11 protein-coding genes are annotated in these 13,007 nt (G+C 33.0%); 1 reads left to right on the forward strand and 10 read right to left on the reverse strand.

What is annotated here, in order from left to right; all coding sequences use genetic code 11:
* Positions 1-2 precede the first annotated feature (2 nt).
* The 5 genes from HUE53_RS06230 to HUE53_RS06250 form a co-directional block, all read right to left on the reverse strand.
* On the reverse strand, positions 3-278 hold the full coding sequence (locus tag HUE53_RS06230) for a hypothetical protein (protein WP_123906741.1): 276 nt from the start codon (positions 276-278) through the stop codon (positions 3-5).
* A 211-nt stretch (positions 279-489) separates the two neighbouring features.
* The gene (locus tag HUE53_RS06235; RefSeq protein ID WP_041253487.1) at positions 490-879 is read right to left on the reverse strand and encodes a type IV pilin protein; all 390 of its coding nucleotides are present in this window, start codon (positions 877-879) and stop codon (positions 490-492) included.
* Positions 880-1,044: 165 nt separating this feature from the next.
* Positions 1,045-2,385 (reverse strand): hypothetical protein, encoded by a 1,341-nt coding sequence (locus tag HUE53_RS06240; protein ID WP_192188788.1) that lies wholly within the window; start codon positions 2,383-2,385, stop codon positions 1,045-1,047.
* A 312-nt stretch (positions 2,386-2,697) separates the two neighbouring features.
* Positions 2,698-3,795, reverse strand: coding sequence for an IS481 family transposase (locus HUE53_RS06245; RefSeq protein ID WP_192188789.1), 1,098 nt, complete (start codon positions 3,793-3,795; stop codon positions 2,698-2,700).
* Positions 3,796-4,729: 934 nt separating this feature from the next.
* The gene (locus HUE53_RS06250; RefSeq protein ID WP_192188790.1) at positions 4,730-5,992 is read right to left on the reverse strand and encodes an RHS repeat-associated core domain-containing protein; all 1,263 of its coding nucleotides are present in this window, start codon (positions 5,990-5,992) and stop codon (positions 4,730-4,732) included.
* A gap of 501 nt (positions 5,993-6,493) precedes the next feature.
* Between HUE53_RS06250 and HUE53_RS06255 the strand changes: the two genes are divergently transcribed.
* Positions 6,494-6,841 (forward strand): helix-turn-helix domain-containing protein, encoded by a 348-nt coding sequence (locus HUE53_RS06255; protein ID WP_077225769.1) that lies wholly within the window; start codon positions 6,494-6,496, stop codon positions 6,839-6,841.
* A 236-nt stretch (positions 6,842-7,077) separates the two neighbouring features.
* Here the strand turns inward: HUE53_RS06255 and HUE53_RS06260 are convergent, their stop codons facing one another.
* The 5 genes from HUE53_RS06260 to HUE53_RS06280 form a co-directional block, all read right to left on the reverse strand.
* On the reverse strand, positions 7,078-7,470 hold the full coding sequence (locus HUE53_RS06260) for a hypothetical protein (protein ID WP_192188791.1): 393 nt from the start codon (positions 7,468-7,470) through the stop codon (positions 7,078-7,080).
* 4 nt (positions 7,471-7,474) lie between these two features.
* Positions 7,475-8,500 (reverse strand): RHS repeat domain-containing protein, encoded by a 1,026-nt coding sequence (locus HUE53_RS06265; RefSeq protein ID WP_192188838.1) that lies wholly within the window; start codon positions 8,498-8,500, stop codon positions 7,475-7,477.
* Positions 8,501-9,432: 932 nt separating this feature from the next.
* Entirely contained in the window at positions 9,433-10,209 is a 777-nt protein-coding gene (locus tag HUE53_RS06270; RefSeq protein ID WP_192188792.1) for a tyrosine-type recombinase/integrase, read from the reverse strand.
* Positions 10,202-11,236 (reverse strand): tyrosine-type recombinase/integrase, encoded by a 1,035-nt coding sequence (locus HUE53_RS06275; RefSeq protein ID WP_192188793.1) that lies wholly within the window; start codon positions 11,234-11,236, stop codon positions 10,202-10,204. Before HUE53_RS06275 ends, HUE53_RS06270 begins: the two co-directional genes overlap by 8 nt.
* Before the next feature lie 60 nt (positions 11,237-11,296).
* Positions 11,297-12,880: a hypothetical protein gene (locus tag HUE53_RS06280; RefSeq protein WP_192188794.1), complete on the reverse strand. Its 1,584-nt coding sequence runs from the start codon at positions 12,878-12,880 to the stop codon at positions 11,297-11,299.
* Positions 12,881-13,007: the final 127 nt, after the last annotated feature.

A 13,007-nucleotide genomic window follows, 5' to 3' on the forward strand; every position in this document is an offset into this window, starting at 1 on the left:
AATTAGAATAACAATAACGTAAAAGGTTTAAGAAAACTTCTCACTAATAATAGAAATAATAAAACGAAAGCTGAAAAGCCTGCTAATGGAATAGATTCTGTACCTTTTCTTTTTAGAAAAACAAAATAAAGTATTATAGAAAAAAACATACTAGTTATAATAAAAACTAAATATTTTTTTAGTTCAAATAACGGTGCTACCGATAAAAAGAATATAACATCTCCTAGACCAAAATAAGTTTGCAAAGGATTAGAATAATTCTTATTTTTTACTCTCATATAAATCACCATTAATCCAAAAATTAAAAGAAAAAAAACACCATTAATTAGTGTGTTTTTTATAACTAAAGAAAAAGGTAACGAAAGTAAAAAAAAGGCTATAATGATTACTAACACTGGTAATATAATATGAATAGCCCTATATCTTAAATCCTGATAGAAAATAAAAATAAGTACTGCAATGAATATCAGTTGCAAAAGTATATCCAATTTATTCTTTAGTAACTTCTGTTAATACTTTTAAATTATTGATTTCCCAAGTATTAAAACTCCCATCACCATCCATATCTGATACTGCTGTTGCTCTTGCCAAAAAACTCTCATTAGATGATTCTATAATTTCAACTCGATAAATGGCCTGTCCTCCCTCATCTACAGTTTTTTCTTGTTCAAAACCTAATTCTTCTAAACTCCCTGAAAATTTAGAATATCTATAAAAATAACTTTTTTCTAATCCATAAACTTGATTTAGCATAGCTTGGGCTTCAATAGATTTAGCTTGACTAATTACCGATGTTTGATTAGGCAATACCATTAATAGCAAGATACCAATAATACAAAGCACAATGAGTATTTCTGTCAAAGAGTAAGCCTTGACCATCAAGTACTTATTGAAAGTTAAAAACTTTTTTTTCATGAATTTAAGTGAAATTTCGGCGCAAAAGTAGGGATTGTATTTGAGAAAATATGAATTAAATTTGTTTTTCTCTAAAAAACTGGTTTGTAATACAAACCAGTTTTAAATTATAATCAATATTCAAAACAATTATTTTTTTTCTAACATTGCATTCAATTTCTTTTTTAGTTCTTGAATTTCTTTGTTTTGTTGGATCAAGTATAATGTAAGTTCTTCAATTTTTTCTTGCTGTACTCTAGCTATCTCACCTAATTCCAACCCTTTTTCTGTTATTTCTTTAGCCGATGGCACATTAGGTAAATGTTTATTTTCGTTTATAAAAGTTTCTACTTCCTCTAAACTACGTAATTTATAATCTTTAGTAAAAACATAATCTGCCCAAGTATTGTATACTTTCACTTCTTCTGCTCTTACACGGCCTTTAACAGAAAGTTTGTATTCTTTATTGCTATCAACAGGATCTACAAATTTATCTGTACCAATTCCAATATGTGTATCTACAAAAACATCACTATCAAATTTGGATGAACCTGTTTTAACCCAAAAAGTATGAGCAATAGGCCAAGCTTGTGTACCTCCTAATACTACGTGAGTATCTTTTTTAGGCATTTCTAAAAACACAAAATCAGCACCGTTGTTCGAAACTGTAAAACAATCTTTTTGTTTTGCATCTGTAAATTTAAAATACCCATATCCTCCTTGTCTTGCCTCAACTATAAAACGGCTAGCATCAGACCTATCAGTCAAACTAAACCAAAAAGACGACTCATTGGGATTTATATTAGATTTTGGAAAATCAAATAGCTGAAGTGTTCTATCTCCCCCAGAAGTAGTTACTGGATAACCTGCATTTATTATCCTACATTTATTGTTTCTATCATTCACATCAGCAAATGTTTGTCCATCGGGTAAACTACCCGCAACTTCTAATTTTGAATATAAAGTATTTGTACCTATTCCTATACTTCCAGATTTAGCATCAATATTTAGAACCGAAGTACCATTTGCAGAGCTTATAAAATTCAACTTTTTACCATCCATATTTACGGTTCTATCTCCCTGAAGCGTACCATCACTACCGTAAATATCCGAATATGTACCTCCCGAACCAGTTATCGGGGTTAGTATTACATTTCCTTGACTATCTACCGTTAAAGCTTTTCCATTAGGTTGTACTGTAGAACTTGTGCTTTTTAACTGTGTAAATTTAAGTCCTGAAACTCCTTCTATTTCACTATCTACTTCTAGTTTGGTTGTTGGATTTGTTACCCCCGAAGTTAAATTATTTTTCACATCAGGAACCGATTTTTGAACTAAGACTTCTGTCTTAATCCTTTCTTTGTTAGATGATACTTCTACTGCATTTGTTTTTTGTTGTAAAGTTTTACTAATACCATTACCTGTTTGTCCTTGTGTATAGCAAAAAAACATCACAGCTACAAACGTACAAGTATATCTATCGTTTCTCATCATTTATTTATTTTTCCACAAAAGTATTACAATTTCTAAAAAAGAACAATATAAACATAATAGGATTAAAATGGAATAAACGAAAATAAAACACCCGATAAAAAAACCAATACTATTATTAAGAACACTCTAAACTTTTTTGTTTTGAAAAGCTGAAGAAAAAAACAAAATATTAGTCATCAACAATATTAGAAACAAACTAATTCACAGAGTTTGTGCTTGTATAAGAGATAATAAGCTATATGAAAGAAAAGTAGCTTGAAGTGTAATAGCCACTACTTTACCTGACAGTTGTAAGTTAAATTAAGTTTGTCAGATTGTTTGTTTTTTCAATTCCTGCGGGGCTTTTTCAGATGAAAGAAAAAAATGATTCTGATGCAATTTATTCAAGTTTTTTTCATCTGCCAAATATTTGGTGTCTAAAAAAGTTTTTAAAGGAGTTTGTCCATAACAAAACTTACCAGAATGGGGGCTGTTTTGATTGTATTCTATCAGCCAAAGGTCAAGGTCTATTTGAAGTTGTTCAATTGAGTTATAAACTTTTTTTCTAAAAGCTATGGCATAAAATTCATTTTGTATAGTTCTATGAAAACGTTCGCAAATACCATTAGTCTGAGGACTTCTAGCTTTGGTTTTAGTATGATCTATGTCTTCAATAGCTAGATAAAGTTGAAAATCGTGATCTTGTGAACCACAATACTCTGTTCCTCTATCGGTAAGTATTCTAAGTAAAGAAACATCTTGTTCTTGATAAAATGGGAGCACTTTATCATTGAGCATATCTGCTGCTACGAGTGAATTTTTTTGGTCGCATAGTTTTGCAAAAGCAACTTTAGAATAAGTGTCTATGAAAGTTTGTTGGTAAATTCTTCCTACTCCTTTAATTGTGCCAACATAATAGGTGTCTTGTGCTCCCAAATAACCTGGATGAGCGGTTTCTATTTCTCCGTGAGCTTCTTTTTCTTCTTTAGCTTTTTCAATGGCTACGACTTGTGATTCAGTAAGAATCAAACCTTCTTTTGCTACTTTTGTCTCTAAGGCTTTTAATCGCTTTTTAAAGGTCTCTAAATCATTACGAAGCCAAATCGAACGAACTCCTCCAGGAGAAAGTACAATGCCTTCTTTACGCAATTCATTACTCACTCTTTGCTGACCTAGAGATGGATTATCTGTAGCAATGCTTACTACTTTTTGCTCAATGTAGGGTTCAACACGATTTTTAATAATGGGTTTGCTTCGACTTATTTCTTGAAGTGCTAATTCGCCTCCTGTTTCATATAATTCTTGAAAACGATAAAAACTATCACGACTGTAGCCCATAATCCTACAAGCTTCTGATACATTTTTTAATTTGTTTGCTAAGTTTAATAGTCCAATTTTATTACCTATTATTTTTTGATTTGTTGTCATATTTAATCTTTGTTTAAAATTAATACTTTAATTGGTAACTGTCAGATTAAATATTAACTATTACATATCTTCGCTACCATTGATGCCTTTATTGCCAAAACTAAAATTCAGTCCATCTCAAAATAATCGTTTTATTTCTTTACTACAACCCACAAAAAAACACGCCCTAAAGCGTGTTTTATTTTTTAATCACTGTTGCGGGCACAGAATGCAATTCTGCGATAACGTTTGCGTTGAGCCAAGATTGCGCATATCACTTTGTGTCATATCCGCGACATCTGGGAAAACATTTTCTGCGCTAACGATTGCGTAAATCCGAGCTATCGGGGGACTCACTTTGTGTTATATCCGATCGATCGGGGTTAAAAACAATCTTACAAAGGCTTTAGACAATCTTTAACCCACAAAAAAACACGCCCGTAAGCGTGTTTTGTTTTTTACTCTCTGTTGTACGCACAGAAAACATTTCTGCGCTAACGTTTACCGCATATCCGAGCGGTCGGGGCGTGTATCACTTTGTGCCATATCCGCGACATCTGGATTAGAGGCAAATAAAAAGAAATAAAACTTCTAAAAAAGTTATAAATAAATAGAAACTATTCACATTTAAATTAAAACTTGAAATAAATATAAACGGATTGATTAATTCATTATTAGTTTTTTTTAACAAATTGTCAATTATTTTATTATAAAATTTTAGAAATTTTATAAAAATTAATAGGAAAAAATCAATACAAACAATTACTGGAATTGCTTCTGTTATCTCATTATTTATCCAAAAACTATTTAAGTAAAAGAAAAATAAAAGAATAAAAAAAGACACAATAAAATAAACCGTATCAAATCTTTTGTTTCTCGTATACAAGTGAAGTAAAATAATATTTTTTAATAAAATAAAAAAAACTAATAATGCTAATCTCATATCTTAATTCAATTAATTTTTAAATAAATCAGTGTAAATACCATAATCGAATTTCACATTAACACCTCCTTTAAGTCCTAAAATCCATCCAGCATTCGCGTCCAAATGCATTTCTATAATTTTCTTATTAGTATTCAAAAGGAAGTGACCATTATAACCTGCATGAGCACTCCCTGCACTCCCGCCTATACCTGCATTAAGATTTAAACCAAGAAAACTTAAGCCTGCATTACCATTTCCTTCTAATGCATGTGCACCAATACCCATTCCTTGTTTATATCCATAAATACCTCCATCACCAAAAGTAAAACCATTTTTTGCATTAGCAAAAGCCTTAAATGCACTACCATCTAAACCTCCTTGAACACCAAACCAGTTCTTATAGCCTAAAGAACCATTTATCTTACCTTCAATTCCAGAAATCTCTGCTTTTACATCGTAGGCTACTTCTGAAGAATTATTTGATAAATCCATATTAAATGACTTTAACTCAGTGTTAAAATAGTTAGCATCATCATCATTTCCAGCTCTAAAACCAATTTTTGCACCAGAAAATTGAGCCGTATTCTCATCAAATTTATTTTCTAAAGGACCTCCATAAAACCCTTTCCTTTGATATGTGCCTTGAACAACAATTTCATCCAAAGGCGTTGTAGGATAAGCTTCTCCTGTATATATTCCGTTAGCATCTGTTTTTTCCCAATAATCCCCTTTTGGCTGTGAATTGGGATCAACTTTTGGATTTGTAGGTTCCAATCCTTCTAACTCAATCATATCGATAAGCCTGTTACCACTAAACTGATACGGAGAATAAAATGGGTATTTAGAAGTCAAAGGGTCAGTAGCAAAAAACCTTCCCACCCTCGGGTCGTGCATTCTAAAGGTGTAATTTAAAGAATTCCCTTCCCCTTTAATTTGGTCATCTTTTTCCTGTCCTTGGAAGCCGTAGCGGTAGGCTGTGCTTGAGCCGTGCCTATTTGGAATGAGGCTACCGAAAGTGTAATAGTCATTATAACTAAGAACGTCTGGCATAAAGGTAAAATTATTTCCTGAATTCCCAATAAATAATTTACGATCTGTAATAACTGAAAGTACATTTCCTAAATGATTTGATAATTCATAATTTTTATCACCTACTAAACGATATGCTTCATTTGCTGGTCTTTCTATTTCTGACATAGATTTTCCTTGATCAATACCTTCGCAAATATCGCCTATCCCGTCTTGGTTACTCGCTTTCTTGATTTGACTATTCGTGATTATAAAGCCAAGCAAGCTTACTCCTCTTAATAACCCACAAAAAACACGCTAATTAGCGTGTTCCTTTTTTATAACCTTTCATTTTTACAGTATCACCCGCATTACAAATGCTTTGTTTTTCTTTTTTCTGTATGTAGGCACCCGTTATAAACAAGCATCAGAGTGGAGCAGCGCCCAAAAGCGTGTTTTGTTTTTTACTCTCTGTTGTGGGCACAGAAAACATTTCTGCGCTAACGTTTGCGCATATCCGAGCGATCGGGGTTATTTTGTTTGTGCGCACCAGCGAGACGCTGGCGCCAGCGCGGGATTACAAATCCGCGCTATCGGGTGGTTTGGATTGGTGGTGTTGAGATTGTTCATAAGTTTTTAATAATCATATTTGACTACAAATATATGTTTTTTGTTCATAACAAAATATGTTTTTTGTCAAAAAAATTATCCAACATATAATTTATGCTTATAAAAATGTATTTTTGTAAAGCATTTTAAGCATATAAAACATTATACAGTACACTTATGTCGTTTGGAGATAACTTAAAAAAAGCTCGTATAGAAAGGAATATTTCGCAAGGAGATTTAGCAAAACTTATTGAAGTTCACGCAACGCATATTTCACGTTATGAGCGTAATTTAACCGCTCCAACTATTGAAGTTGCTAAAAGGATAGCCGATGCCTTAAACGTAACTACAGACTATTTAATTTATGGCTCTAGTGAACAAATTATAAACGACAAACTAAAAGACGAGGAACTATTACAGCTTTTTAATAAAATCCAGTTTCTAAAACCTGAAGAAATTACCAGCGTTAAAACAATGCTTAAAGCCTTTGTGTTTCAAAAAGACATTCAAAAACAACTTTCTTAAAAATTATTTTTTGCCTTAAAACATATATTTTCACTCTCGTAAATATGTACTTTAAGGTATAAAAACAATAACAACAACCCACAAAAAAACACGCCCGTAAGCGTGTTTTGTTTTTTACTCTCTGTTGTGCGCACAGAAAACATTTCTGCGCTAACGTTTACCGCATATCCGAGCGATCGGGGGTCACTTTGTGTTATATCCGATCGATCGGGTTGCGCCAGCTCGGGAAACATTACCTACCAATCAATATTCATATGACTTTCAGAATACACAATAGGTTCAACATATTTAACATTTGTTTTTTCTAATAGAAATTTTGATATTTCTTTAATTTCTAACATTTGCTGTGAATCTATTAACAATTTTTCATACCAGTGGTAAGAATAAATTTGCTGTATCTTTTCTTTTAATTCTATAAATTTTTTCAAGTCATTGTTATCAAATTCAAGACCAATCGTTTTTAATTGTTCTAAAAAATTTTCGGTAAACAAAGAATCTATACGTTGAATTGCTTCTGCAAATAGCTTTAAATCAGATTTTTCATAATCTTTTAGGTCAGTTGAAAGAATCAACAATATAAATATAATTTCTTCAAAATGAAATTTTAAAATTTTCTTTTCTCTTTCCATCTCCTTAATTATCAGTAAATCTTTTGTCCTTTGAAACTCTAATAGTGTTTTGTCTAGTAGCATTTATCTTTCCAGAAGTAATTTTCCAATAGCTTACAGGTCTATTGTCCGAAGAATGAACTACATTGTTTTCCCATTGAGCGTAAAATCTTTGTTTACCTATTTTCTTTTCAAAAACAACACGTGTCCCCCAATTTCCTTCAACTTCTGTCCAACCAGATTTTAATAACATAGGTTTGGCACTATCCAAATCCAATTTTTTTAAAACATTTCCAACATCATCTATACTATCAAAAGTATTTAATAATTTTGGTCTCATTTGCATAACAGATCCTTGTATAGCAGCTAACCAATTAAGAGGATTTGTCATTTGCTCTTTTATATAGGTTCCATAACCACTTTTATTCAAAATAGAAATAACTCCAGGAGAAAGTTCAGTACCAGCTCCAAACATTAAATTTGCGGCAGCTCCAAATGTTTGAACATTATTTTTAAACGTTGCTAAATCGTTTTTACCAAAAACATAATCAATTCTAGTTGCCTTACCTCCTTGGCCATCATTAACTTCAACAGAAGCAGTATAGTGACTAAGAATTTCTTTACCCTTACTGTTTTTTATAAAATTTGGAAGAACAGAATATTCACCTACTTTAAAACTTTCATTTGCGTGTGAACTACCACCTGGGACGGCACCTTTAGCTTCAGCCGCTTGATAAACTTGTACACCTCCAGAATATGGTTTCTGATTTTCATTGGCTGTTTTAGATTCTTCTAGACCTTCCAGTTCAACAGACATTATAGGAGAATTACCTCCAAATTGATATGGACTGTACCAAGGATATTTATTTTCTAATGGATCCGTTGCGAAGAATCTTCCTACACGTGGGTCGTGCATTCTAAAGGTGTAATTCATTGAGTTACCTTCGCCTTTAATTTCATCATCTTTTTCAGAACCTTGATAGCCGTAACGATAGGCTGTGCTTGATCCGTGGCGGTTTGGAATGAGCGAGCCAAAAGGGTAATACTTTATGCGTTTTTTGCTAGGGTAACCACTACTTTGGGTATCTCTTTTCTGGCAAAACCGTTAAAAATTTTTTTTTCCGCTTGCCTTATCCTTACACTTCTACTTTTTTAAGAACGTATGCCTTTTGGGCATTTCAAATATATAAAAATCCGTTTATTTATCCCTATTCTTTGGCAGGTATTCAATGACTTTTGAGTGTTTACCTAATCTTTACAGGTGCTTTAGTGATGTGGTGCTCGATTTTTTTGGAAGAAAGCCAAAAAATAAAGCTTCATTTTTAAGAAAAAGCCTCTTTGGCTTTCTTCTAAAAAAATGAGCAAACAACCGAAGGGCGTTAGTATCCGGTTCTACAATAAACACCCCCAAGCACCGCAGGGAAGTAAAAAAGGCGTTATGCGTTTAGTGATATAAAAAAGCCTTTTTACTTACCGAGGAGCGATGTGGCGGTGTTGCGGCAATGCATCGAAGCCTGCGACACACAATGCGGACGAGGAGGCACGACGAGGAGCAATGTGGCGCAGTGTGCTGGAAGCATAGCCCTGAAGCGTAACGAAGTGAAGCAAATCTAATCGGCTGTAGCTTTGCTACACCTTGCAGGGCGTACTGAGGATGCAGGGAGCAACCGCCATATTAACAAGGGGCGACAGATGCAAAGACGGCTTTGCGTTGGACGGAGCGTTGGGAGCGGTCTTGCAGATGTAGTAGCCCCGACGACCGATGGAAGTGAACGTGTGAAGACGAGGACAAGCGAACAAGTATATAAAACGGCTCTTTTTTCGGAGTGGTTTTATATACTTGTGCGCTTGTGGACTGTGTAACGGAGAGAGGCACGAACGACTGGAACAGCCGAGCGGAACTAAGAGAACGACCGGAGGGAGACCGCTTGATGGCTTCTACAGTGTCTGTAAGGTTAAATTTTAACTAGTATTTTTTTGAACTTATTTTATTGGATGAAAAGAGTTGACCATTTCGTGAAGCTCTTCTAAATTATCTTGCTGATACCTTTCTGTCGAACTTATATATCTGTGTCCTGCAAAGTATTGCGTTTTTCGTAAGTTGTTTGTTTTTAAATAGTTTACTATCACACTGTTTCTGATTTGGATGGCGTTTTGATAATTGTAATTGATGAGCTTTAATTCCTCACTTAATTTCTTTAAAACGTTACTAATATTGGTATTTCCGTAACTACTTGTAAATAAACTTTCTTCGTGTTTGGGTACTATTTGTGGTCTAATTTCTTTTATATATTCCATTAGTTCCATTAATTGCCACGGTTTGAGTTCTAGTGTTCTGCCGTTGGTTTTGTTGGTTTGTGGTATGTGTATTTTGCCTTTGTAAAGTTCTATGTGTTCTTCTTTTAGGTGTTGTAATTCTTTGGTGTGTAAACCTTGATAAACCAGTAATCCTATTATTATTTTGTTTCGTTTTCTGGCTAGATCATTGTCTTTTGTTTCATAAGAATAGTATAAATCCTCTAACTCGTCAGCTGTCAATAATTGTCCTAATACTGTTTTTACTTTACCTTTTATATTGATATTCTCTATGGGATTGTCTGCTCTGTAATTTTCTTCTTGTAAGTAGTTGAAGTATATTTTTAAACTCCCAATGTAGCTTTGTAAAGTGTTGGTTTTAATTCCTGTTTTTTTTAATTCTTCGATGTATTTTAAAAATGTTTTATAATCGATGGTTTCTTTGGTAGTACCAAAATTATTCATCCATATATCGAGGCGAGTAATTGCCCTTTGGAATATGGGTAAACTTTTGCTCGCGTAACCTTGTTTCTCGAAGTAGTGTTTGAAGTTGTTCATCGTTATTGGTTTTTGCTTTATCTTCTAATAAATGGGTATAAATTTGTGTGCTTTCTAAACTGGAGTGTCCTAAAAATTGACTGATGGTTTCGATGTTTGCGCCTTTTTCAAGTAAGTGAGTTGCAATACTGTGTCTTAAAATATGTGGTGTAATTTGCTTTTTTATAAGGATTTTGTTTTGTGTTTCTTCTGCCAATATTTTTAATCTATTGCACAAGCTTTGTCCTTGTAATGGTTTTCCTCGATAGTTTATTAGTAAGTTTTCTGTTTGTTTGTAGTTGTAAAATGCTGGTCTGTAATCGTAAATGTATTCTTCTATGATTTTTAAATTATAGTCGTTTAAGGGAACATATCTTTCTTTGTAATTTTTGCCTTTTCTAACATAAATCCGCTCTTTATCGAACAATATGTCTTTGATTTCTAGATTGATGGCTTCGTTTCTTCGTAATCCTGTGCTGTATAATAATACTAAAATTACTTTATCTCGTTTTCTTATTTTTTCTTGATTGTTGCTGTTTTCTGTGGCTTTAAATAATTGTTTAATTTCTTCTTGGGTTAAAACTTGTAAACTATCTCTTTGGCTGTATTCTTCTCTTTTTAGATGGATGGGTAATGGTTTGACGTTGTGTTCTTTTAGGTAGTCGTTAAACTTAAATAGTGCTTGTATGTGCTTGTTTAGATAGGCTTTGGAAAGTCCGCCGTCTCGGGTTTTATTGCCCCTTGTTTTTAAATAGTTGTAATATTCTTTAATTATTTGTACATTGATTTGGTTGATTTTATTAATGTTTTCGTTTTCTAGGTAATGCAAAAACTCTTTAAGGTGATTGGGTAAATTGTACAGCGTAGTATCGGCATAACCCAGTATATCTAACCAATTCTTAAAATCTTTGTGTACTTCTCGGTAGCTTTCGTTTTCTAGTATTAAATTTTTCATCTTTCATTTTTTTTATTTTTTGGTATGTGTTGTTTTTTGGATTATTTTTATTTTTTACTCTTAACTAGCTGATTTTGTTTTCTTTGTGCGTTCCGTTTTGGTGGTGGAACTTTGTTGAACTGTGGAACGGTTGATTTGGTCGATACATTCTTGCAATGCCTGACTTATTTGCTCCTCTAACTCCTTGTATTCATTGGGGTTTGTGATTTCGTAGTACTGTGTAGGTTCTCCCTTTTTCTTTACTTTTTTTAAGTGATTGTTTTCTAATAGTTGTTGGTGGTATCTCCATTGAGTAGTTTTGGTTAATCTTAATTTTCTTCTAATTTCATAACTGGTAAATACTACTTGGTTTTGTTCTTGTAAATAGATTTTTAAGTTTTCTAAATAGTTTCGTGATGCTCCTGTAATAGTGTCGCTTTTTCGTAGTAGCACTTCTTTAATAAGTTCGTTGGCTTCTTGTATGTCTTCTACGGTAGTTTCTATATATTCTTCGCCTGTTTCTTTGTCGATATGATGGAACTTTTGGTATTGTTTGTAAAAGGTGATGGCTTCGATAAATTGTAAATAATGCGCATTGGTTCTTCGTGGTTTAAAAACGCTGTTTGGTAATGTGAGGAACTCGGCAAAAGGATTTCTGACGGATATTGTTTTTAATAATCGTTGAGCGTTTTTTAATAGTTCTCTTGCTTTTACTTCTGCTTCGTAGTTTACTTTTCCAGCCGATAACTGCCTTTGATACTGCATTATTTTTCCGTCTTGGATTTCGCTTTCATCGATGTATAATAAAAAACTTCTATTGCTATTATCCTCGTAAATACTCTCTTGTGTAGTACAACCACTTACACTTACTGGACCTTCCACCGTTAAATGGATTGTTTTTGTAGTTCCTTTTTTGTCTTTATGTACTACCGTTTTGGTGATTCTCTTTTTGCTTTGTAATTCTCGTAATGGATAGAGTACACTTTCTGCTCCGTCTAAATCTTCAATTAAAATCAGTTTATTACTTAATTCTGTCCTATTAAAATAATAAAAGGCGTTTGCTGATAATACGGTCATTTCGATTTTATCTTCTTCGGGAATAAGCTCTGATACTTTACTTTGCAGATGCGTTTTTCCTGCTCCCGAACTTCCTAAACTTATCACGTGTAACGGATTGTTGGTTTTTCTACTCGTGAATATTAGATACATTAATAATCGGTTAATTTCTTCACCGATTACTCCCGATTTACCGATTAACTCTTGTGTGCTTTCTATTAGTTTTTCTTGACTTAAAAATTCCTTTGCTTCTTTGATTTCTTTTTCTGTGAGTACTTTTACTTGTTTTTCGTAGAGTTTGCCTTGTTCTGCTACTTCTTGTAATCTAAATTGTTCTAATTCATTTGTGAGTTGGTCTAAATCTCTTCTTACTATGGTGGTGCCTATTTCTAGTCGTTCGGCTACTTTTCTAGTGAGTTTTTCTATACTGGTGTCGTTGTACAAATCAATATTCTGTCTTAATACTTGCTCCGACTTTTGTTTGCTTATTCCTAATGTGACTCGTAACGCTTCTAAATTATTGAACCTGATACCTCCTAGAATAGAGATTTTAAGGTGTTTGGTTTCGTAGAGGTAGTGGTTGGGGTTGGAGGTGTTGAGATTGTTCATAAGTTTTTAATAATCATATTTGACTACAAATATATGTTTTTTGTTCATAACAAAATATGTTTTTTGTCAAAAAAATTATCCAACATATAATTTATGCTTATAAAAATGTATTTTTGTAAAGCATTTT

The sequence above is a fragment of the Flavobacterium columnare genome, from assembly GCF_014844295.1.
Taxonomy (GTDB): Bacteria; Bacteroidota; Bacteroidia; order Flavobacteriales; family Flavobacteriaceae; genus Flavobacterium; species Flavobacterium columnare.